The sequence below is a fragment of the Microcoleus harperi Pol14_C6 genome (genome assembly GCF_036701295.1).
In the GTDB taxonomy this organism is placed as follows: Bacteria; Cyanobacteriota; Cyanobacteriia; order Cyanobacteriales; family Microcoleaceae; genus Microcoleus.
This window is the reverse complement of record NZ_JAUBQN010000046.1, coordinates 1-23,436: the sequence shown is the minus strand read 5'-3', so window position 1 is coordinate 23,436 and position 23,436 is coordinate 1. Positions and strand designations below refer to the sequence as shown.

At 46.2% G+C, this 23,436-nt stretch carries 19 protein-coding genes; 9 read left to right on the top strand and 10 right to left on the bottom strand.

All coding sequences use genetic code 11. From position 1 onward, the window contains the following. Positions 1–235: 235 nt before the first annotated feature. Positions 236–1,963 (top strand): phosphatase PAP2 family protein, encoded by a 1,728-nt coding sequence (locus tag QUA27_RS23515; protein ID WP_333070992.1) that lies wholly within the window; start codon positions 236–238, stop codon positions 1,961–1,963. 106 nt (positions 1,964–2,069) lie between these two features. Here QUA27_RS23515 and QUA27_RS23510 read toward each other — a convergent pair whose 3' ends face one another. Then, complete coding sequence (locus tag QUA27_RS23510; protein ID WP_445251539.1) at positions 2,070–5,033, bottom strand: glycerol-3-phosphate acyltransferase; 2,964 nt, start codon at positions 5,031–5,033, stop codon at positions 2,070–2,072. A gap of 211 nt (positions 5,034–5,244) precedes the next feature. Between QUA27_RS23510 and psb35 the strand changes: the two genes are divergently transcribed. Next, positions 5,245–5,457 carry a photosystem II assembly protein Psb35 gene (gene psb35, locus QUA27_RS23505; protein ID WP_333071025.1) on the top strand — a complete coding sequence of 71 codons (213 nt, stop codon included), beginning with the start codon at positions 5,245–5,247 and terminating at the stop codon, positions 5,455–5,457. A 409-nt stretch (positions 5,458–5,866) separates the two neighbouring features. On the opposite strand, the gene QUA27_RS23500 is transcribed toward psb35, so the two are convergent. The 3 genes from QUA27_RS23500 to QUA27_RS23490 form a co-directional block, all read right to left on the bottom strand. Then, positions 5,867–7,999 carry a SpoIIE family protein phosphatase gene (locus tag QUA27_RS23500; RefSeq protein ID WP_333070988.1) on the bottom strand — a complete coding sequence of 711 codons (2,133 nt, stop codon included), beginning with the start codon at positions 7,997–7,999 and terminating at the stop codon, positions 5,867–5,869. 934 nt (positions 8,000–8,933) lie between these two features. After that, entirely contained in the window at positions 8,934–9,518 is a 585-nt protein-coding gene (locus QUA27_RS23495; protein WP_333070986.1) for a DUF6658 family protein, read from the bottom strand. Between the two features lie 233 nt (positions 9,519–9,751). Further along, positions 9,752–10,489 (bottom strand): LmeA family phospholipid-binding protein, encoded by a 738-nt coding sequence (locus QUA27_RS23490; protein ID WP_333070984.1) that lies wholly within the window; start codon positions 10,487–10,489, stop codon positions 9,752–9,754. Between the two features lie 275 nt (positions 10,490–10,764). On the opposite strand from QUA27_RS23490, the gene QUA27_RS23485 reads away from it, so the two are divergent. From QUA27_RS23485 to QUA27_RS23465, 5 genes are all read left to right on the top strand, one after another. Continuing rightward, a complete protein-coding gene (locus tag QUA27_RS23485) occupies positions 10,765–12,177 on the top strand; it encodes an HD domain-containing phosphohydrolase (RefSeq protein ID WP_333070981.1) in 1,413 nt (470 codons plus the stop codon). 241 nt (positions 12,178–12,418) lie between these two features. After that, a complete protein-coding gene (locus tag QUA27_RS23480) occupies positions 12,419–13,012 on the top strand; it encodes a pentapeptide repeat-containing protein (protein ID WP_333070979.1) in 594 nt (197 codons plus the stop codon). A gap of 127 nt (positions 13,013–13,139) precedes the next feature. Continuing rightward, the gene (locus tag QUA27_RS23475; RefSeq protein ID WP_333070977.1) at positions 13,140–13,895 is read left to right on the top strand and encodes an LmeA family phospholipid-binding protein; all 756 of its coding nucleotides are present in this window, start codon (positions 13,140–13,142) and stop codon (positions 13,893–13,895) included. A gap of 236 nt (positions 13,896–14,131) precedes the next feature. Next, the gene (locus QUA27_RS23470) at positions 14,132–14,419 is read left to right on the top strand and encodes a DUF1816 domain-containing protein (RefSeq protein WP_333070975.1); all 288 of its coding nucleotides are present in this window, start codon (positions 14,132–14,134) and stop codon (positions 14,417–14,419) included. 373 nt (positions 14,420–14,792) lie between these two features. Next, a complete protein-coding gene (locus QUA27_RS23465) occupies positions 14,793–15,068 on the top strand; it encodes a DUF1816 domain-containing protein (protein WP_333070973.1) in 276 nt (91 codons plus the stop codon). 162 nt (positions 15,069–15,230) lie between these two features. Here the strand turns inward: QUA27_RS23465 and QUA27_RS23460 are convergent, their stop codons facing one another. The 3 genes from QUA27_RS23460 to QUA27_RS23450 all read right to left on the bottom strand — a co-directional run bounded on the left by QUA27_RS23460 (position 15,231) and on the right by QUA27_RS23450 (position 18,824). Further along, positions 15,231–16,235, bottom strand: a complete 1,005-nt coding sequence (locus tag QUA27_RS23460; RefSeq protein WP_333070970.1) for a DnaJ C-terminal domain-containing protein — start codon at positions 16,233–16,235, stop codon at positions 15,231–15,233. A 359-nt stretch (positions 16,236–16,594) separates the two neighbouring features. Further along, entirely contained in the window at positions 16,595–16,813 is a 219-nt protein-coding gene (locus QUA27_RS23455; protein WP_333070969.1) for a hypothetical protein, read from the bottom strand. Between the two features lie 721 nt (positions 16,814–17,534). Next, positions 17,535–18,824 carry a glucose-1-phosphate adenylyltransferase gene (locus tag QUA27_RS23450; RefSeq protein WP_333070968.1) on the bottom strand — a complete coding sequence of 430 codons (1,290 nt, stop codon included), beginning with the start codon at positions 18,822–18,824 and terminating at the stop codon, positions 17,535–17,537. 762 nt (positions 18,825–19,586) lie between these two features. On the opposite strand from QUA27_RS23450, the gene QUA27_RS23445 reads away from it, so the two are divergent. Further along, a complete protein-coding gene (locus QUA27_RS23445; RefSeq protein WP_333070967.1) occupies positions 19,587–21,053 on the top strand; it encodes a glycoside hydrolase family 13 protein in 1,467 nt (488 codons plus the stop codon). Between the two features lie 195 nt (positions 21,054–21,248). Here the strand turns inward: QUA27_RS23445 and QUA27_RS23440 are convergent, their stop codons facing one another. Both QUA27_RS23440 and QUA27_RS23435 read right to left on the bottom strand, forming a co-directional pair. Then, the gene (locus QUA27_RS23440; RefSeq protein WP_333070966.1) at positions 21,249–21,665 is read right to left on the bottom strand and encodes a fasciclin domain-containing protein; all 417 of its coding nucleotides are present in this window, start codon (positions 21,663–21,665) and stop codon (positions 21,249–21,251) included. Positions 21,666–21,830: 165 nt separating this feature from the next. After that, on the bottom strand, positions 21,831–22,256 hold the full coding sequence (locus QUA27_RS23435; protein WP_333071024.1) for a C6orf136 family protein: 426 nt from the start codon (positions 22,254–22,256) through the stop codon (positions 21,831–21,833). Between the two features lie 58 nt (positions 22,257–22,314). Here QUA27_RS23435 and QUA27_RS23430 point away from each other — a divergent pair, with 58 nt between their 5' ends. After that, positions 22,315–22,893, top strand: coding sequence for a hypothetical protein (locus tag QUA27_RS23430; protein ID WP_333070964.1), 579 nt, complete (start codon positions 22,315–22,317; stop codon positions 22,891–22,893). A 34-nt stretch (positions 22,894–22,927) separates the two neighbouring features. On the opposite strand, the gene QUA27_RS23425 is transcribed toward QUA27_RS23430, so the two are convergent. Next, the gene (locus QUA27_RS23425; RefSeq protein ID WP_333070962.1) at positions 22,928–23,323 is read right to left on the bottom strand and encodes a VOC family protein; all 396 of its coding nucleotides are present in this window, start codon (positions 23,321–23,323) and stop codon (positions 22,928–22,930) included. Positions 23,324–23,436 lie beyond the last annotated feature (113 nt).

Below are 23,436 nucleotides of genomic sequence, written 5' to 3'. Positions count from 1 at the left end.
TCTTTAATAAATTAACATCCATGCAGTATCAACAACAGTTTTAATTTCTGTATTTTTACGCAGACCAAAAGCGCCCAACTTCATAAAAAGCCCGTTAAATATTAAATAAAGCTTGGTTGTGGCGTTTACTTATCAACCAGAAAGTTTAATACTATTAAATCAGGGGTAAACACACCGAAGCATCTACAGACGGTACGAACCTTTGCGCTTTAATCAAAATATCCAATAAATAAACATGGCATCCCTGACCCCTAGTCCTAAATTTGACTATCTCGAAGGAACCACCCAACCAGACAGATTTAACGCCTTGGATGGCAACGACATAATTTATGCCAACAGCGGAGAGGACTATCTCGAAGGCGATGTCGGCAAAGACAAAATCTGCGGCGACCAAGGCAACGATACGATTGTTGGCGGTGCGGACAATGACATTCTCTGGGGAGGCAAAGGCAGCGACCTAATTGGTGGCGATTCCGGCAACGATATCATCTACGCGGGCGCAGGTAGCGATACCGTTAGCGGTGGCGCAGGCGATGATATATTTGCCATTGCTAAAGGCAACGGCGGGTCAACTTTAGCCACAGCCGACTACATCGCCGACTTCGGCAACGGCAATGACAAAATTCGATTGCTAGACGGCCTCATATTTGAAGATTTAAACATCCAGCAAGGCACCGGAGTCAACAGCAACAGCACCGTAATTCAAGACAAACTCACGGGCGAATATTTAGCAGTCTTGCCGGGAGTCAACAGCAACACAATCAACCGCGACCAATTCACAAATCAGCTATCGGGAAACCCTGTCACCGAGTGGAACGGAGTCCTGCTGAATGCAGTGCGGACAGCCAATACAGCGCCTCCCCTCGCTTCCCGCAACATGGCAATGGTTCACGCAGCCATTTACGATGCAGTTAACTCGATCGGCAAAAAATACAGCCCTTACCTCGTGGAAATAGACCCACCCGCAGGTACATCAGCAGAAGCAGCCACCGCCGCAGCCGCCCACCGCGTCTTAGTCAACCTCTACCCAGCGCAAGCAGTCACATTTGACCAAGCATACGCATCGTCTCTAGCTAAAATTACCGACGGCAAAGCCAAACAAGACGGGATTGCCCTCGGACAGCAAGTTGCCGACCAAATTATCAGTTCCCGGAGTACAGACGGCATCACGAAAGTAGTGCAGTACACCCCCAAAACCGACCCCGGCAGTTGGATGCCGACTCCCCCCGCCCTTGCCGCCGCGCTAGCGCCACAGTGGGCCGAAGTTACTCCCTTTGCGATGACTAGCGGTTCTCAGTTTCGTCCGTCGGGCCCGCCCGCCATTGACAGCGCCCAGTACGCAGAGGAAATTAACTACGTCAAAGAAATCGGCAGAAGTGACAGCCTCACGCGCACCCCAGACCAAACTGCGATCGCCAAATTCTGGGCCAACGGCGCTGGGACGTTTACGCCTCCGGGTCACTGGAACCAAATCGCCGAAGAAACAGCGACTCTCACCGCCCAATCCTTAGAAGATAGCGCCCGCTTGTTCGCCCTGCTAAATTTTGCCCTCGCCGATGCAGCTATTAGCTGTTGGGATGCTAAGTACCAGTACAATTTATGGCGGCCGGTGACAGCTATCCGCCAAGCTGACGCAGACAACAATCCCCAAACGACAGCCGACCCCCTGTGGACTCCGCTGCTAACTACTCCGCCGTTCCCTGAGTACACGTCGGGCCACAGTACCTTTAGCGGTGCGGCAGATGCAGTGATCAGTTCTGTATTTGGTTCGGATTACGGCTTTGGAGATCGGGGAGACAAAGCTGTTAACAGTTTGCGAACCTATCAAAACTTCAGCGAAGCGGCCGACGAATCGGGAATGAGTCGCCTTTACGGAGGCATTCATTTCATGAGTGCTAACGTAAATGGTTTAAGTGTGGGTAGAAATGTGGGGAACTATGTTGTCGAGAATTTCTTAGTCTAAGAAACTAGAACTCGGAGATACAGCAGATTCCACATTTATGAAGCCGTAGGGACACGGCACTGCCGTGTCCTTACCTACAAACAAGTTTTTACATTTTTCTTTCCGTTTATTCGAGCAGTTCTACAGTGCCGAGATACCCATCTACTCGGACTTTTTGACCGTCTCGCAATCGAGTTGTAGCTTCAGAAATATTCATAACTGCGGGAATTTTGTACTCGCGAGCGATTATTGCTCCGTGAGATAGTTGGCCGCCAACTTCGGCGATAATTGCTGTTGCTCCTAATAGCAGCGGCGCCCAACCTGCATCGGTGTAAGGAACTACTGCGATCGCATTTTCTCCTAAATCCGTGCTCGCGGTGCGGCAAATCTTCACAAAACCTTCGACACAGCCGATACTTGCCGGAATTCCCTGGATGATATTAGTTTCTGATGTTGCTGCGTCGATCGACCTTTTCTGAGAATTAGGCAGCAAATTCCCGTAGACCACGGGGGGAATCGGACGATCGCGATCGGCTAACAGGCGATCGCGCCTTTCCGTAATTGTATCCTTAAACGAAACACTCGCACCGCTGCGAATCCACTGCTGAATTTCCCCAAATTCCAGATAAAAAATATCCCCGCTTTCCTGAAACACCTGCATTGCCAATCCGCAAGCTTCAATCTCCAAAAAAGTCCACCGTAGATGAGCCAACAACCGCGCGTAAATTTCGCTAATTTCGTTTTTGACTATCGCTCTTTCCTGACATTTATCTAATCGCCAATTCTGCGAAAAAGTCAATCCTTTTTCACGCTTTTCGATTAAATTATTTTCGGCTTTTTGAGCCATAGTTATTACCAACTTTTGATAAACTTCCGGTTGTTCTCGCCAAGTAGGAACAGCGATATCCGTTCCCACCTCGCTCAAATATCCGTAAGTATCAAGCCACTTTTTAAATTCTGCTTGTAAAGCCGGACTTTCGTCAAATATCTGTGCTAAATATGCCACTGAAACAGCTTCGTCAGGCTGCGAAACAGCAGCTTGCCGCAATTTCTGAGCCAACTGCTGCAAAGCTCGCACCGAAGCAATTTCAGGAGCGCTGTCATTGGCCAGCCAATCATCATTAACGCGAAAAATTGCTTTGCGAATAGCCAGCCCTATCGGCCCTAATATATTGTAGTAAGTAATCGGTTTGAGCCACTTCTGAATTTGCTCCGCTCTCTCCAACAATTCCGTTAAATATTGGTAATCGGGCATTGGGCATTGGGCATTGGGCATTAATATTTTTTCTTCCTTCTTCCTTCTTCCCTCTTCTTTCTCCAGAGTTTGCAGTGCCGGGAGAAAAATAGAAGTACGATCGCCGTTAAATTCTGAATTCAGCGCCCTCTCCCGCTGCACCAAACGCCACAAACCAGGAAAAGAATGCAAAATCTTCCCCAAAGGTGGCTTGCCCATTTTTTGCCCTCTCAGCAAAAATTCCAAACCCTGCTCCGGCAATCCCATCATCCGAAAGATTTCGCCCAACAAAGTCGCATTAAAATAGGCGTGAGAGCCCAGCAAAGTTGCCGTTTCATTAAAGTTTAAGCCACTGGCGCGATCGCCCAAAACCACCTGAAAAATCTCTCCCCAAACCCCGCAAGTCAGCGGCCGATTAATCGACCAAGTTAGGGGACGAATGGCACCGGGAATCACTTCTGCTGCAATAGTTCGCGTCCAGAATGGCTGCAAATTAGTAATCGGGCGACTTTGCAAAATCCAAACTTTTTCACCATCCCAACTCCACTCAATATCCTGCGGGATTCCGTGAAAAAATGCTTCAATTGCTTGCGCTTGTTTCACCAATTCTGCTAAAATACATTGAGGAATAAGTGATTTATTTTTTAATTGAGTTAAGTTTTTTTCTAAGGATTCATATCTACTAAAATCTATTTCTAAATGAATCGGAGTAGATTGTCCGCTCACAACAGCTTCGGCTCCTCCCGGCAAAGCTTCTATAATTACCTGGGAACCCCCATCTAAAGGATTGCGACTGAACATGACTCCCGCAAACTGGCTATCAATATAAGGCTGAATTAATACAGCCATTTGGGTATCAGGTAATTGTCGCTGTCGGCGGTAAGCAACAGCTTCGGAAGTCCAATAAGACTGGCGGCAGCGATTAATTGCATCGAGCAATTCTACTTCATTGAAAACAGGGCCAATAGTTTGATATTGTCCCGCGGCAGAACTCGTATCGCCATCTTCTCCCGCAGCCGAAGAACGCACAATCATTCGATTTTGGATTTTGGATTTTAGATTTTGGATTACAGAATTACTGAGTAACAGTTGATAGCCATTTTCCTCATCCCCTCTTCCTTCTTCCTTCTTCCTTCTTCCTTCTTCCTTCGATGCCAATATAAAACCAGCAGGTACGTTAAAACCTGCACGTTTCAGTTGAGACAATTTAGCCGCTTTATCGCCGCAGATTGCAGCATCTAACGAGTCATCAAGAGAAAACAATTGTTCAGATTGAGATAAAGCCATATCATCACCCTGGCTGAAATTAATTGCTGCTAACAACAAAGCTAATCCTGTTGCTGCTAAAAATTCGGGCATTGATTGTCGCCACACCCAAACCCAGATTGGCGTGCACAGACACCCGCAACGGGAAGCAAAGAGTCTCGCCCGATCGCCCTCACCCCACCACCGCTGTGCCAAACCCCACACCAACAGCCCCCAAATGCCCGATGAAACAGCCATCGGCGGCGAAAATACAAAAAGACCCCAAACAGCGTTTGTCACCCCTCCACCTCGGGCGATCGCATATCTGCCAGCAACTAGCGGAATTAACAGCGCAATCGCGATCGCATGTGCATCCGGGAAGCAAAATCGCCCTGCCAAAACCGGTACAATACCCCTGGCAATTTCCGCCAACACCGCTGCAATTCCCGCTAATTTCCCCCCGTGAATGAAAGCTGCCGACACGCCAACATTTCCCGTACCCAGTGCCCTCAAATCTCGGCGGCTAAACACTCGCACCGCCCATCCCGTTAGCGGTAAAGCACCCAGGCTGAAACTAGCAGCCAACAGCAATGCTATTGTCCCCAACGGCATAAAATCAGCTCTCATATTTTCAACCTCTAACCATTATGCCGACAATTCTGTCACTTTTTCTGTCTTCAGATATATCAACAAAACGGCATTAGCACTTAAGATAATGTAAAAGTAGAGTAAATAAGGATTTGGCCTAATGATAGATATCAGCTTGACCACTCCCATGGCAATTCTTGTTGCACCCATCAAGCGAGTAATGATCGATCTGCTGATGCAGCAGCCAGTGCCGGAATCAAGTGTCAGCTTAACCGCTCCAATAGCAGTTCTTGGTGTTGGCTTTGTTGCCGCAGTTACGATCGGCTCGATCGCCTGGTATAACTCTAAGCGCCCACCTGGTTGGGAATCCAAAGAACGCCCTGATTTTGTCCCGAAAGTTGATAAAGACGATTTGATTGCTGATGTTTCTGATTCAAAGAAAAAATAGAACCAAGCTCTTTTAGATCGGAAAAAGCTTTGAGAGGAATAGAAATTACCCTTGCTTATATATCAGGTAGGGTGCGCCTCGGCGCGCCTTACGCTGCTATTATGTATAAAAACTTTGAGTGAATACTTTTAATTGACAGAAAGCACTAAGGTCAATAAATCGAGTTCTCATCCCGCCCTCGAACCCTTTATTGACCTTGATGCAAGAGATCATTAGATACATTATAATTATAGAAATTTAGACATTGACTACAGCTTTAGAGTTCTCAGGAGATTCAGCCTCTTTTGGGAGACGGCCTTTGAGACATCTCACCACCTACTCGTAAATTTGACGGCTAAAGCGATCGCCCCTAGGATTATTTTCCAGTTTAATGCCATAAGTTTATTTTTTAGAGGTATGGGCGATCGCTCTAAACCAATGCGGCTGCTTGAGGATGTGACTTTTGTTCTACACCTAATCGGGTCCGCTTCACAACCAACAGCGTAATATCATCAACTACTTTTTGAGTGCCGATATGTCGCCGTAAATCCTCAATCACTGCTTGCTTAATTTCCCCAGCCGATAAATGCCAGTTTTGGCTAATGACCTCACACATCTGCTCAACACCATACTGTTTTTTCTTAATGTCTTGTGCTTCGGGAATACCATCGGTATATAGCACTATACCATCTCCTAGCTGTAGCTCAAGTGAAATGTGACTGATGAACTCAGCAATTTCATCGTCCAGGGCGATGGGGAAGCCTAAATCCATTGTGTCGATACGTTCTACCTCTCCACCGTTTCGCACAATGATTGTTTCTTCATGCTGACCGCTGATGCTGACCCGTCCTTGGGAGTAATTTAAAATCGCTAGGGTGAGAATTTTCTCCGAATTCATGCGCTGCACGTTTTTGTAAAGGGTGCGGTTGAGCGCATCTAGAAACCGAACCGGATCAGTTTCCTGGATTTCCTTGAGGGTGCGAACGGCGGTTTGCGCCATCAGCATCAAGATACCGCTTTCGAGTCCATGTCCAGTGACATCGCCGATGCCAAGAGTGACAACGCCATCGGTGTTTAAAACATCATAGTAGTCGCCGCCGACTTCATCGGCAGCCTGCATATATGCGGCAATATCGAGCCCGTCAATTTTCAGTTCCTCAGCGTTTGGCAGAATCATCTGCTGCATTTGACGCACGATATCCAATTCAGCACCCATGCGAAGATTTTCTTGCTTGAGTCTCTCGTTGAGGGTAATGATTTCGTCGTTAGCATTTGCTAGTTCTGCCGTGCGTTCTTTGACTTTATCTTCTAAGGTTTCAAACAATTCCTTGAGTTGGCCTGCCATACGGTTGAAGGAGTTTCCCAACTTATCAAGTTCAACGAGGCTAGTGTGTTTAATGTATTGCTTCAAGTTGCCATCTGCCATGTCTTCTGAAGCTTGGGTAATCCGCTCAATGGGGCGGGTAATCCAACCAGCGGTGAGAATACCGATCAGCAGCGCCATAATCAACGCTACCAGAGACAACCCTATTGTGCTACGAGTATTAGCATTGATTTGACCCATGAAGTCAGATTCTGGAACTACAGTCACGATTAGCCAATTCAAGCCAAACTCGTCGTGCCAAGGATGAACACGGACAAAGTGAGGTTGTCCTTGAATTTGAAAGTTCAACGTTTGCCTTTTTGTAATTCGCTGAAAATTACTAAACCGATTTTTTAGAGTTTGAGCAGTGCTTTGAATTAACGGATCATTAATGGTTAACGCATTAAAGCGTTGGGTCTTACCACTTAGTTTGGCAAAAGAGGGTTGAGAACTAGAATTGGCGATTAACTGCCCATCTCGTTCCATGACAAAAATTCGTCCTGATGAGGTAATATTTAAGTGGCGCAAAAAATTCGTAATATTTGATAGTTGTAAATCCACCCCAGTCACGCCAAGTAATTTGCCGTTTTTTGCGTACATGGGACGCACTGCCGCTAAAGAAATGAAGTTGATTTCGTCAACAGAGTACACCGAAGACCAGGTTGATTTACCTGCTTTAGCCGCCTCAATATACCATGAGGATGCCACGAAGTCGTCGGTCCAAAACCGTAGCACTTTACCCCGCTCGCCCTGCTTGTTCACGGCGTAGGTAGCTACTTTTCCGTTTGTTATTGCAGACTTTTCATCAATGATGACTCCTTCCCCTGGAAAGTATTTGCCAGCCCCAATAAAGCGTCCATCTGCTAACGTATTTGAAATATAGCCAACATTCTTAAAGGCTTGCACCTGCTTCCAAAAATAACTTCCAGTCATTTCAAAGTCTTCTATATTGAGTAATCCTGTCTCGATTGCATCAATATTGATCTGATTAATTTGATGAGGTATTGAAAGATAGTCATTTAGCTGCTGATCGGTTTGGTTGCTCACCTCAGTCATCAACTGGTTGGCAAGATCAGTTACGGCTTGTTGTCCGTTGCGTAATGAAAGATAGCCGACTAATCCAACTGCTGCAACAATTTGCAGGATAAAGGGTACTACGAGGGCAGTGCGGAGGCGGAATTTAAGGGAGTTATTATTCATAAAAATCTTTCACGGGTATAGCGCTTAACTAAGAATAGTTCACCCTTTCAGCCTGGCTTCCAGTTGTGGCAATGCGTTATTATAGCTGGGTTTCTAGCTGTTGATTCAAAACCAGCAGGGTAATATCATCACTGGCTTAGGAGGACACAAACGGCGTTTTAATCCGACACAAAGCCTGCACTGGCTTTATATGAAGCTGTAGACATCCCTCTTTTCTTGCAACCAGCCGATTTGTGGGGTTCGCTCTCAGCAGTTTACAGGCAATATGCCCTGTATTATACAAATCTTTGGGTCATCTCTGAAAAAGTTTTCCCTCGCCAGCGATACCAATCTGGCGGGAGAGATAGGGGCAAAACTTCTCCTCTATAAAGATTCAATAACACCTTGATGCCCAGGATCTCTCGCTATTCTAATAAAAACTCTGTTATTTTATAAAAAACTCTCCAATCATCTGGGAGCTATCTGGTATTTTATCCATCATTACAAGGCTTCTTTACGCCTAAAAGTGTTTAGGATTTTTCCTGGCTCTGCAGAACGACCCAAAAATTTAAGTTTTCTTACTAAACTTGCCTGGGAATTTTGAGATAATTTACTAAAAATAGTCGAGTTTAGCACAGTTGGTGACAGAAGTCGTTCACGCAATTAAGAATTCATTCAGTTTTATTTACAGCCAAATAGTTAATTTTAATCAATCTGTTTTATATTTACCCAACCTGAGTAAAATTTACGCTAAATAGTCTCCCGTATTCGCACCATAAATTCCCTAAAATTTAAAACCTCTTAATCGGGATTTAATCAAAAATGCAGGAACAGCGTAAATATGGTTAAGCAAATAGCAGCAGCTATACAAGCGTTTATCTAGTTTCAATAAATTATATTATTTATGTAGGGGCTAGTTTCAGACAGCCCCTACATCATTTTTGGTTCTGCTTGCTTATTTTTGCAGCGGATTCAGTTTCGTAACCGAGCTTTCCTTGGCATCTTCCGCGCTATCTTTGAGGAAACCAGAAGCATCCTTAAAGGCGGCGCCTACTCTCTCTAAAATATTGGCATCGGGATCGCTGCGATCGAATACCGGTTGAGCCTTAGCCGGCTGTCCGTCTGGCGCTTCTAACAGAGTTTTATCTCCGCCGAGTTCAAGGTCGAACTTGTCAGTTTCCATGGGTGCAGAGCCCGGATAAAGCAGCTTTGAGGGATTAGATTCACCGGTAGTCGCGGCCATGAGACGATCGCCCAAGATCGACAAATCAGCCCGATTCTTTTGTGCTTGAGCAGGGGACTGATTTACTTTAGGATCGGTGGATGTTTTATAATTCGTGTATCCATCACCGCCACCCTTGTGAGGGTTATTCATTCCTCCAGCTTGAACGGGAGGATTCTCAGGCCGAGCACCTCGAACATCGCCCGCATTGCAAGCGGTGCTGGTAAACAGCAGCAAACCTGCCATACATACAGTCAAAAGTTGAGTCAATAATTGACCGCTACGCAGTTTTTTCAAAAAAGAAGTTACAGTGTTCACAAAAAGTTTCCAATCTTTAATTACTACTTGTCAAGATTAAAAGTAAACTCCCCATGCCTGCCTCTAACGGCGGTGATATTTTGGTGCGAATTGGTATCGACTTTTTTATAACTTTAGAGGGATTGAATAAACTGCGAAGATTTTCCAAAGCAAAGCATAATGCTAGGGTGCGCCAGTTCCAATAGTTGCTGGAATTGAAGAGCTTTTTTGTTTATGACACACCCTACAAGATCCTAATTAGGGAATTTTTCGACTTTCGCTTCAGCTTGCAAAGTCAGCAAACCAGCTTCCACATTTAGCTGCTGAATTCGCAGGGACATTCCCTCAAGTTCAAAATTTCGCAAGTTTAAAACTTCACCAGCTTTGTCCGCCAAAGCTTCAGTTAACTCCGGCGAAAATTCCTTATTTTCGGGATACTCGACATCCTGAAGAGAAATTGCCCAACCGCCTTCTGCGATCTGAGGTTTGGCTGTGAAATAAATCTTTTCCGTGGAGGCCGTTTCCCGCACCAATACCTCAGCATTTAAAGCGATTTTTCCGGTTAGCAATTTGCACTCAATAGTTTTAACGTCTATTGTCTGCTGTTGTCCGTCAACAGTAACTTTTAAGTTTTTCAGTTTCCTGCTGATGTATTCGGAATTAAAAGCGCGGTTGATATCGCTTTCTGTTAAAACTGCGCGCGCCCCACCGAAGGCAGGTCCATTCAGTTCAATTTTGCCAAACATAGCGGTCAGGGGATTGACTGCAATGTCCTTGACGTGAATTTGCAATTCTTCCACGCGCAAATCTTGTTGCATTACCAATCCTTTGCCCTCAACGGCAACGGCCTCTACTTCTCCCTGGGCTAGCTGGCCAGGATCGGTGTTAACTGTGACAGACAAAGTTTCGGATTCGTCTAATTTGCTAGCAATAGCAATCTCTGCCACTTTGTCGATCGCCTGTTCCCCTAAACTTCTATTTTGTTGAAGCACGCTCAGAATTCCTAATAATATTGTTCTAAAAATAGTAGTTAATACCTAACTCATTTACCGTCTTCCTCTCGGCAGGTTTCTCGTTTGAAAAAAACTCAGCCAAAGACAGAGGGTTTCCAGAAAATTCCTAAAATTAATCAGGTACTCTTCGGCGCACTCTACATTGACTCGGTTGCGAAGCGGTGAAAACCCAAAAACTCGGATTTTTGCCCAAAGTCTTTTCTAGAAGTTCGATCGCCCGCTACAATAAGTAAGAGCCGGCACCGCTTTTTGCAATGAATTCAGAATCAACTCTCGCTAGACTACAAGCTACACTTCCCGACGGAAAACTGCCTTCTAGCTACGGGGTATACTTCAAAAACACCCTAGTAGCCCTATGTCACGCCCTAGAAGACCACATTTTGCAAACCAGTGGCGGGGACAAGAGCGAACTCCAACCCTTAGTTTTGGTAACGTTTCAGCAGGGAAAATGGTATTTACAGGAAGCCGATCGCTACCTAGATATTGCTAATGCCTCTCGGCGCGTTGTCATCGGTGCAGTAGCCGACAGCGGTTTCGCTACCCACAAAACGGGTCAATTAGAAAATGTATCTTTAATAAATCTCGATGAGAGCGACCCCCTAATCCAAGAATGGAATTTAATCATCGTCGCCCCCACATACAAAGCAATGGTGCTTTGCCGCGAACTTTCAGCCGAGGAATACTTGCCCGAGGGCAAGCCAGAAGTCGATACAGAACGAAAGTTCTACGGTTTGTGGTCGTTTGACCAGTCTTTGGTGTCGGCCTCGGCAGAAATTTTTATAGAACAGACGCGACATTACAACTCCCCCCTAGCCGACAGTTTGCTGGAAATGTACCACGAAATCCTGGCAACCAAAGGCCCGCCCTTGGCAGATATTAGTGGCGTGGTATCGCGGATAGTCACTTACCTGCAAAGTTCTCAGCAGCAAATGGTGGCAATTAACCGCCAAACCCGCGAATTGTGGGAATTGGAAGGTCAAGCTTTGCGCGTCAGCCGCAATTTGAACGCTAACAAACTTCAAGCTTTTCTGCGGATGGCCCAGCGCGTGGACGAACGCGATACCTCCAATCCTACAGCGTCTTTGCAGGTGGCGGCGTTGTCGGAAACTTTGGGTCAACTGCTGGATTTGCCGGCTTTGCAGTTGCGGAGGCTGCGGCTGGCTGGATTGCTCTTTCGAGTCGGCTTAGTTTCTGCGCCGAATGAGGTGTTCGATCGCACTCCCGATGCTTTCGACCAAGCAACTTTATCATTTTGGCGCGATCGCAGTTTCATCGGTTCCCAACTGCTGCAAGCAATGCCGGAGTTAGCACCTGTGGCGGAAATTGTCAAGTACAAACTCGAATATTGGGACGGCAGCGGCAGACCAGAGGGTTTGCGAGCCGAAGCCATACCCGTTGCTTCGCGGATTTTAGGGTTGGTCGCCTATTTTCAAGAATTGACTCAACCGCGTGGCGATCGTCCGGCTATGAGTTTGAGCGAAGCTTTGGAAGAGTGCCGGGCACTGTGCGGCATTCGCTTCGATCCGGCTTTGGTGGAAACTCTCAGCAACGTCGTCAGGCTGGCAGAAATGGGTTTGATGGAGTTACCGAACCGGCCGAGCCAACTGCCGAATGTATGGTTGGAGGATTTGGGCGATCGAACGACCGCAGCCGCTCCGGCATTATAAAATAACTGGATGGGTAATGGGCGATCGGTAATTGGTAATTGGGAACTTGTACAGAGCTTGTGCTGAGCGCTGCCGAAGTGCCTAGCCGAAGTATTGGGTATTTAAAACTCAGCACAAAATCTTTTCCAACACTACAAAAAATCAGCCTGTGCTTGCTAAGCGCACCCTAACACTGGGAGTTGTAGCAGCAGCCTGTCTGTGCGCTAATGACTAATGACCAATGACTGATGACTAAAAACTAATGACTAATGACCTCGAAGCCATACGAAAAGGCAAAATTTTGATGTTGGCCGGTACTGATTTAGCCGGCAAAGACTTAGCGGGCGCCGAGCTCGCCGGTGCTGACTTGTCTCAAGCCAACTTGAGTGGAGCTAATCTCGCCGGCGCTAACTTGCAGCGGGCCGTATTGCGAGCCAACCTCAGAGGTGCTGACTTGAGCGGCGCTGACTTGCGAGGCGCAGATTTTCGTAATGCCGATTTGCGGGGAGCTTCCTTCGCTAACGCTTTAGTCCGCGACGCAAGTTTTGGGGGTGCTTTTTTGACGGGGGCATCCATCGGCAATTTGGATTTGAGCGGTGTCGATTTTCGTGGCGCCGATTTGCGGGGCGCTGCTTTGGCTCGGGCAATTTTGCTGGGTGCCGATTTGAGCAATGCCAATTTGTCCGGCGCTGATTTGTCAGGAGCTGACTTGGAAGAAGCGATTCTGAATGGAGCCGTACTGCGCGGCGCTAACCTGACGGGGGCTAATTTGCTTTGCGCCATGATCGAACAAACCCTGTGGGATGGAGCGTTGCTCGATCGCGCCTGTCTCCAAGGCACCCCTCTGAGCGTTTAAATTTCAACAATGTTGTTTTGAAGACAGACAAAAAACAAGATCTGCTTATGAGGTGAATAAGCACAAGCAATTTTTACATTTCTTAATATGAGGTTATAATGGCGACTGTAGATGAGCAAACGAATAAATGGTAGCAGCTTTGTTTAGCGGTACATCCTTTCAAGGTCAAAGTGGCGATCGCCTTGTTAGTAAAGTAGCAGGAGCTGCGATCGCAGCCTTATTCAAGCGTTCTGAAAAGGCCGAGGCCAACATCCGAGTCGAACCAGTAGCCAAACTCTTGCAGGGAAGCATCGACGGTTTCGACTTTGTTGGCAAAGGTATGTTGATGTACAACGGCCTCCGCATAGAAGTGATGGAACTCTACCTGCAAGCACTCTCCATTGATTTTGGGGCGATTTTTGCAGGTCAAGTCAAATTGCGACAGCCTACCCAGGCAAATATGCGAGTAGTCTTAAGTCGATCGGATTTAACCACCTCATTCAATACACCTTTTGTAGTTGAAAAACTCCAGAAGCTGAAGTACCAAGAGCAATCTCTGCACTTTCAAAACACTGAAGTCAGCTTCGGAACCGACAAATCAATTCGGCTTCAGTCCGAAATTACCGTAGGCGATGCCAGCGAACCGGTCAAAATAGATATTACTGCTCAATTGCAAGTAGAAGACAGACGCAAAATCCAATTTGTCAGCGTTACTTACGGCGGTGACGGGCAAGCAGTAGACTTGGGTCAAGCTATAATTGCCCACGTAAATAACTTGCTAGACTTAGACAAATTTGCCTTAGAAGGCACTCAACTGCGAGTAGACCGCTGCCGAGTTCAGAACGACGAGCTGGTTTTCTACGGTTGGGCTGGTATCGAACAGTTCCCCAAAGGCAAGCGCTAAACCTCAGCAGCCTGAGGTTGGCGCAGCCCTCTACTTGGGGGAAAGAGCATTTTTCAGTTAGCAAACAACCCGCATCGGCGGGTTTTGCTTTTAGATTTTAGATGGGAGAAAAAATGTAAGATCTACAATCTACCATCTCAGTTCGATCGACTCAAAATCAGCACTGAGGTTGATTCGAGGGGCAAATTATTTTGATAGATTTAAATAATAAATTAAATCACCCCTGAAGAATAAAAATGCTCGGATTTTATTTATTTTGTATCTACGTCGCAGTCTTGTCGGTATTTGCGGGGTCCAGCCACCGCCGATCTGAGAAATGGTGGGTAGAAATTGTCACCGACTTGCCCCACTGTACCTACTATTTTGGCCCCTTTGACACCGACAAAGAAGCTTCCAGCAATACTCCAGGCTACATAGAAGACTTGGAAAGCGAGGGAGCCAAAAAAGTTAGCATCCGCATCAAACGGTGTCAGCCTTCGGCTCTCACCATTTGTGATGAATTCTCAGAAGGTGTCGCTGCTTAATAATTTTGATAGTCCAACCGACAGAAACCGGGTTTTTTAACGCAAATACTCCATCTATTGGGAGGGATATCGGTTAAACAACCCGGTTTCTGGGCGTCAAGAGAGTGTAAGTTCTGTTTGAGTTTTTCCTTAACTGAAGCCTCAACAATAATATGAAGCATCATGTTGTCCTAGTCCTTACCCTGCGGACTTTATATTTGTAGTGGTGGCTTAAATGTCGGCATCTTCTCCACCAAAATGCAGATTTTAGCTAGCACTAACTGCCAACAATAATCGGGGCTAAATCAGCACTGAGGACGAGCCGATAGATCATGTTGCGTTGATAAATTGAGAGAGAACAGAAAAAACTACTTAAATCTTCCCAGAGGTAAATATGTTTGAAATATCTATGTTGGCTATGTTTTTCAGTGCCTTTTGGGTGCTAGCTCAACCTGCTAGCAGCACTCGACGCGGCGAATGGTGGGTAGAAGTTGAGACTGATTCGCCAAAGCGTAACTATTACTTTGGCCCCTATGACAGCAGACAGGAAGCTTCTAACAGCTCGAACAGGTACATCCGAGACCTGGAGAACAAAGGAGCTAAAAAAATTAGCATCAACATCAAACAAGGTAGCCAGCCTACTCAGCTAACAGCTAGCGAAGAGTCTTGATCGCGTTGGAAACTGACTATTACGGGCGAATAAAATTTCAGTTCTTAACAGGGTTTTTTTAAAATGAGAGCGCGCTTGCATACAGTAGGGACACAAGAATGCTGTGTCCCTAGGAAATATGTAAGAAATGGTATTATTTGCCTCTGAGAAATGCACGTTTTTTCAAAGCAGCATTTGGTTGATATTGCTGCGGGGATTAAAAGTGCGATTTGCCTTGATTTTTTCATAGCATTCGCGTTCTACATTGCTCATTTCTTTCGGCGGCACGATCGCAATTTTTACTAACAAATCAGTCCGCTCGTCTTTCTTGGGTTTGGGCCATCCTTTGCCCCGCAACCGCAAAGACTGACCCGATCGCATCCCGGCTGGAAATTTTACAGTTATCATACCTTCAGGCGCCGGCACTTCAATTGAAGCTCCCAACACCGCTTCGTCGGGAGTTATAGGCACTTCGCAGACCAAATTCTCTCCCTCAAACTGGAAGAAAGCGTGAGGCAAAACTTCTAATTTTAGGTACAAATCTCCCTGCTGCTTGGTGTACGGGTCAACTTGACCTTTGCCTTTTACCCGAATTTTACTGCCAGTTTTTACTCCTGCTGGAATCGAAACTTCCCCCGTGGCGACTCGCTTGGAAGTGCCGCGAAATGCTTCCCCCAAAGTCAGGGAAACCACCACTTCGGTGTCGAGAGAGCTTCCTGCGCTGCGGTTTTCGTACCCCGCAAAATCTTCAAATCCGCCAAAACCGGTGGGCCCGCCGGCGCGGTAGTTGCTGTAATTCCACTTGGCGTTGCGGCCACTACTCGCATTGCTACCGGCGCGGCCGAGCAAGGCATTGATAAATTCGTCAAAACTGCCGTACTGGCTGAAGTCAACGCCGCCAAAATCTACAGTCGTACCGCCCCCGCCCGGCCATCCGCCTGGAGTGGTGGCAGCTTGCTTCCAGTATTGACCGTATTGATCGTATTTTTTGCGTTTTTCTGGGTCTGATAGCACTTCGTAAGCTTCGTTTACTTCTTTAAAACGAGCTTCGGCTTCTTTGTTGCCGGGGTTCATATCCGGGTGATATTTCCGGGCTAGTTTGCGGAAAGTTTTTTTAATTTCGTCAGAGCTGGCAGTTTTGTTGAGTCCCAAAATAGCGTAATAGTCTTTAAAATCTGTTGCAGCCATTAAGCAATCCCCTCTTTATTAGTTGTTATTTGTTAGTTGTTAGAAAGAATAAATCCCAAATTAGCCGCAGGATGGCGAATTAGTTTAATGCCAGGGGTAAAAGTACCTGCGGCATCTCATTCAAATTATAGGTTATCAAAGGTTTGGACTCTATCGAGTTCGGTTGTTGCTTGCGCGACAATCGCAATTTCCGCACCCCGCTGTTGTTTGAGATTTTGTAGCATTCGGCTCTCTGGTGCTGAGCGCAGCCGGAGCAGCCGGGTCTAGAAATGCTTTTGGCATTCGACCACAAAAACAATGTTTCATCAATGAATGAACAACACCCTTACCCTATGGGCGGTTGCTACACCTTTGAACTTTTAGAGAGTAAAACTCTTGCCACCATAAATTTTTAGGAGTTGTGCGCCTTCGGGCTTTTGGGAGGAGGCGATAGCTTTAGGGTGGATCCCAGTTGAAGCGAGCCCGGGAGAGATGCTGCCGTTGCTGGCGCCAGTACCTGTCGGGTTGAGTGTTGCGGAAGAGCGAGCTTTTTTTTGCGGTGCGCGGTGCGATCGAACTTCTCTATACGAGGTTTTCACCCAATGCAAATCTTAGAAGGTTCTCAGCAGCGATTCCGGTCGAATCTGGTGTCTGAATTGTGACTATATTATACCCTAAAGTGCGCCGTCATCCTACAAAATTTCGAGATATTTTTTCCTCACCCCAGACCAGCGCTATAGAAGCTTATTTTTACAACCTCTGAATACATTTTAATCACACTAATATAGCATAATATCTCCGCTGTCTGTTAGCTACATCACACACTTCTATAAAACATTAAGATAAGATAATAAAGGGATCAGGTTTTAACGCCACGAGGGTGCTCACATTATGAATTATTTGCTAAGTTGGCCTTGCGGCTGCTGCGACGAGTGGAAAGATAGTTCCGAGAGTTGTGTTGTACTCAGAAACGGGCAGCGCATTTGTCAGTCGTGCTACGAGCGCAAATACAAGAATCAGAAGCTATTCTCCAGACGCAGGCGATCGGACATATCTGTATCAAGGCACACAGTAACAGAGACTGTCACTTATTAATAATGCGCGAGCCTTTGAATGAAGCCAAGTATTTCGACAACCTCGCCTCAGCGGTGGGAATTAATAATCAACAAAAAAAAGAATGAATTTCGTCATCAGTCATCAGTCATCGGTCATTGGTGATCTGTCACTAATTTACTTATTTATCATCAGTCACTTGCTGAGAGGTAACAGATTTTAACTTAAAAAATTAATGACTGACGACTAATGACTAATGACTAATAACTAAATGATAGTTCCATCAGGAATTGTGGCATTTTTCAGGACTACGATAATGCCGCTGCGGATGTAAAAACCTTGGTTTTCGCGGTTTGCTTCTTCCACTCGGTCTTTATTAATTATTTGAACATTGCGGCCGATTCGGGCATTTTTATCCACAATCGCGCGGCGAATTGTAGTATCTGCACCGATACCGAGGGCGACGCCGCCGTTGTCCAAACTCGAATGCCGTTCGGCGTCGGGTTCGTAGAAGTCAGCACCCATGACTAGAGTGTCTTGAATCGTACATCCAGCTTCAATGCGCGATCGAACTCCCAACACAGAATGGTCTATCCGGCACTGTTTGAGAATGCAGCCTTCAGCAATAATCGATTCAGTTACGTGAGTATCTAAAAGCTTAGTCGGCGGCAAGAAACGCGGGCGAGTGTAAATCGGCGCATCTTCATCGTAGAAACTGAAAGGTGGCTGAGGCTGTTTGGTCAGCGCCAAGTTAGCGTCGTAAAAAGCCTCAATGGTTCCGATATCTTCCCAGTAATCGTCAAACAAATAAGCTTGAACGTTGTGGTCTTTTGCATTATTCGGAATAATCTCTTTACCAAAATCAGTTTGGTTGGGAGATTCTTTCAGGAGTTTAATCAGAACTTCTTTTTTGAAGACGTAAATCCCCATCGAAGCAATGTAAGGACTTTCCTGAGCCTGCTGTGCTGTCAGTCCCAGTTTAGTAGTATCCACCTGCATTTGTTTGAGCGCATCGCCTTTTGGCTTTTCGCTGAAAGAAACAATGCGGCCGTTGTCGTCGATTTTCATCAAACCAAAATCCGAGGCCCGCTTCTCGTCCATTGGCAAAACCGAGAGGGTGATATCGGCGTTGGTTTCGCGGTGTCTCTGCACAAACTTCTGGTAGTCCATGCGGTAGAGGTGGTCGCCCGAAAGAATCAAATATTCGTCAACGTCCCACTCTTCTAGCAGCCACAGATATTGGCGAACTGCGTCCGCTGTCCCTTGAAACCAGTTGGGGTTTTCCTGAGTTTGCTGGGCGGCGAGCACCTCGGCAAATCCGTCGGTGAAGCCGGAAAAGTTGTAGGTGCGAGCGATGTGGCGGTTGAGGGATGCCGAGTTGAATTGGGTGAGGACGTAGATTTTGACTATTTCGGAGTTGATGCAGTTGCTGACAGGAATATCGATGAGGCGATATTTGCCTGCGAGGGGAACTGCGGGTTTGGCTCGCAGTTTGGTTAGGGGGTAAAGGCGGGTGCCTACACCGCCACCGAGGATGATGGCTAAGACTTTTTTCAAGGAACTTTCTCCCTAGGGTCGATTAACTCTCCAAGTACAGTGTCGGATGGTGAGGGCTTCTTGACAAGGGGGGAGAGCAAGGAAGTTTTGAGTTTTCACTTATGAGCGGAGTGGCTTACGCAGAAACCGGGTTGTTTAATCCAAATACTTCTTCACACCCTCAATAAGAGTTAAAAAACCCGGTTTATGAGAGTTGGAGTGCGTCCGGGACTGGAGTTATGAGTTTTGAGTTTTGAGTTAAAATACCCATCAATCAATAATGGATATTTAACAAAGTTTTGAGTTGTGAGTTAAAATACCCCTCAGTAAATAACGGCAGTTTAAGGAAAGAATAAGGTTGGGGATTTGGGCTGTTAATAACAAGTTTTTTAGGTAAATTGGCCGTTTTCGCAATTTCTCGCTCCAGCATCGCGCGCTGTTGTTCTTTTTCCAGGCTGGCATGATAGCACCGCCACGCCCACTGAGGCTCTGTATGGGCCCAAAGTGCGCTCTGGTTATGCTTGAGTTTGATCCGGTTGTTTTTGCTGGCGTTCCTGTTATGTGAGTTTGTCTAACTCCACAGCAGTCAGGAAGCGCAGGCGGCCGGGACGATAAATTTATAGGTAGAGTCAGTTTTCAATCTTAAATTGACTGCACATTTGTGTAATATTTTACAATTTGTCGATCTATAAAATGGGATTAAATGTCTATTCTCTACCAAAAGCTAGATCCCCTAGAAACCCCTGCTACGGTAGCCTAAGCCGTAAAAGCTAGAAAAAGTGTATGCAAATTCAAACGCCGGACTGGGTTAAAAACGCCGTATTCTACCAAATATTCCCCGATCGCTTCGCCAAAAGCAAACAGCCCCGCAAACGCCTGCTGCAAAACTTCATGTGGGAAGAATGGCACGAAATCCCCACCCTCCAAGGCTACAAAGGTGGCGACTTGTGGGGCGTGATGGAACAGCTAGACTACTTGCAAGACTTAGGAATTAACGCAATTTACTTCACCCCAATATTTCAGTCGGCCAGCAATCACCGCTACCATACCCACGACTACTATCAAGTCGATCCGATGTTGGGCGGCAATCCAGCGTTTAAAGAGCTTCTAGACGCCGCCCACGATCGCAACATCAAAATCGTCCTCGACGGCGTATTCAACCACGCCAGCCGCGGCTTTTTCTTCTTTCACGACATCCTCGAAAACGGTCCGCATTCTCCTTGGGTGGATTGGTTTAAAGTTGAAGGCTGGCCGCTATCCGCCTACGACGGCAATTTTCCTGCTAACTATGCCGGTTGGGACGGGAATCGAGCACTTCCTGTATTCAATCACGAAAATCCAGAAGTGCGAGAATACATCATGGAAATCGCCGAATACTGGATTAAATTCGGCATTGACGGCTGGCGACTGGACGTTCCTTTTGAAATTAAAACCCCGGGATTTTGGCAGGAATTTCGCGATCGAGTCAAAGCAATTAATCCCGAAGCTTACATTGTCGGCGAAGTTTGGGAAGATGCGAGAGAATGGCTCGATGGTACTCAGTTTGACGGGGTGATGAATTATCTTTTTGCTGCCCCGACTATTGCTTTTGCAGCGGGCGACAGGGTAGATTTAGCTCAAATAGAAGGTCGTTCTTATCATCCCTATCCGGCGCTTTTTGCTAAAGAGTACGGCAACAAAATTCAGGAGGTTTTGGAACTGTACCCGTGGCCGATACAGCTAACTCAACTCAATTTGTTGGCCAGTCACGATACAGCTAGGTTGCTGTCAATTGCGGGAGGCGATAAAGCTAGCGTCGAACTCGCTACTTTGCTGCTGTTAACTTTTCCTGGAGCTCCCAGCATTTACTACGGCGATGAAGTTGGTTTACCCGGTGCTCTCGATCCCGATTCTCGCCGCGGTTTTCCCTTAGAATCTCGCTGGGAACTTGATGTTTTAGATTACCACAAGCAGTTGATAGGTTTGCGGCACAAATACGCTGCCCTCCGCACTGGATCGTACCAAGTTCTGTTTGCGGAGGGAACGGTTTACGTTTTTGCCCGAATTTTGGGGGATGAGGAAATAGTTGTTGCGGTCAATGTCGCGACAGAATCAGCTAATATTAGCTTTGAGCCAGCTAATTTGAAATCTCCTCACGATAAATTGCTGTATGGAAAAGGCGAGTTTGTTTGGAAAGGTGACGGGGAAACTCGGCATTTAGAATTGATGCTGCCGGCACGCTCTGGCTTGATTTTAGGTTCGGATAATTAGTTTAAAATGTAGGGTAATCTGCTCGCCGTAGGCCTACATTTATAGCAGTAAGGTGCGCGCCAGACATTTATCGGTGTAAGGTGCGCACCAGACATTTATCGGTGATTGGCCCCGCGTATTCTAAATTTATTAGAATTTATTATAGGCATCAGGTGCGCTAGGCGCACCCGAAATTTCTCAACGAAAACACAAGTTTTATTCTGCTGCAACCAATGCTGGTATTAGCACCGCATCAATGATATGAATGACGCCATTGTCGGCAATAATATCTGAAGTGAGAACTTTAGCATCATTCACTTTAATGCCGTCAGAAGTATCAATTCCCACCACAGAACCTTCCACTGTTTCAGCAGAACTTAACTCAAGCAAATTCTCAGTTAGTACCTCCCCAAACAGAATGTGATAAGTCAGAATTTTCTTGAGCTTGGGTATGTCTTCCAACCAAGACGTAATAGTGTTCGTAGGAATTTTGGCAAATGCCTCGTCAGTTGGTGCTAAGACGGTGTAGGGACCCGGACTTTGCAATAAATCTAACAAACCAGCCGCTTCAATAACAGTCACGAGTGTTTTGAAAGAGCCGGCATTAGTGGCAGTCTCGACAATATCTGGCATGATGTTTTTCAGGAGTGCAAATAGCAGAAAATGAATCAGAGGCGACAATCATTTTAGCAATTTACAAATAGCAGAAAATGAATCGGAGGGATGATGATTATTTTCCTCATTATAAGTTATTTGGATGGCCGGCCCTGATGGCTCGGGGCGATCGACCTTTCTAGCTTATCCTTGGCTGGAATCCTCCCCCTTGCGGAAAAACTGCTTTAAAATCTCTCCGGGTTTTCTGTCCCAGGTGTCGATATGTTCGTAAATTAAGCCGTCTTTATCCAGTTTATAAGTAGAGTAGCCGTTGAAGAAGATCCGAGCTTTCCACGGAACCCGCAGGACGCCGCGAACAGTCCAATTTGCCACAATAGTATCAGGGGCTGTCTGACTTACGCCGTGCAGGTCGAAGTTAATGTTGTTAAAGAATAGCTGCCCGTGAAATCGCAGAGTCCAAAAGATAATGCGATAGTTGATTTTTCCTTTAAATTTGTTAACAGGGTCTTGAAAATAAACATCTTTTGTGTAGATGTCGTAGGAGATGTCTTTCTCAAAAAGCGTCGGGAGATCCGCTTTCAGGGTGTCTACTGCTTGTTCTACCTGCATTTGATATTCGATCGCGCTCAAACTACCACCTTGTGACAGTATTAATTTATAACTTTAAATGAATAATCTCGATCGGCAGCGGGATGAGAAAAAAATTGATACTTCATCCAGCTCTAATCTTACTTCTAATTATATTGTCCGCGCCGGCCTTTCTGCTGGCCCGGACTTGCGATATCGAAACCTTGACACAGATTTGACAGAACACCCCCACTCCTCTGACATTCTCGTAGAAATCAACAGCGGCAAGCTGTTGATGGTAGATAGCCGTCGCCGGAACGGCCTAATTTTGATTAAACGTTTCCACGCGGAGTTTGCCGGGCCTGGGGCTGCCGTTGGGGGCGCTTTTGATGTTGACTCTCAACAGGCGATTCCCGTCGGCAATTTTTGTTTGGTTTGCCCTCAATCTCCCGAACAAATACAGAAAGCTTTTGGAATTCGGCGGCAGTGGGTGCGGTTAATGGAACAGTTAACGGCAAAGCCAGTAGCTTTGGAACGCGCACAAATGGTTTTAACTCAATTTGAACAATATTTGGATTCGGAAACGGTGGCACAAATTCCCGATGAAGCTTTGGCACTTTTAGTAGGCGTATTTCCCCAAACCATTCGGGCGGCGCGACAAGAAAATGATGAGTTATAAATTGGTGTAGATACCTGATGCGGCGATAGCGCTGCTACAAGCTCCACTCGGCATTCTGCAAAACGACTCGATAGCCATCTGGGTCTTCAAAAGTCACTCCATCTCTGTCCCAGTATGGATTGTAGGAGTTTACAGGCTCAAATCCATTTGCTTTCATTCGCTCAACAGCCTGCTGCCATTCTTGTTGGTTAGGAAGGTAAAAGACGATCAGGTTGTCTTGAGTTGGAGCACCACCTACAGTATGTCCCCGTTGATGGATGAATTCAAAGTGGTGGCTTTCTCCTGGCATCCCAACCATTACTCCGTCAAAACCTTCATGGTTTTCAAAACTATCGAGGATTTGCAGCCCTAAACCCTCTGTGTAGAAATGAACAACTTGAGCGAGGCAATCCGTTGGACGAGCAACTCGTAAAACCTTTCCTTGAAGCATATATATCTTCTCCAAAGTTATTTTGGTGTCAAGCAGAAACAATACTCCGGACAGTTTTTAAGCAGCCAGAGTACCATAAGACAAGACTGAAGGAAGATTTGGATGATTTAAAA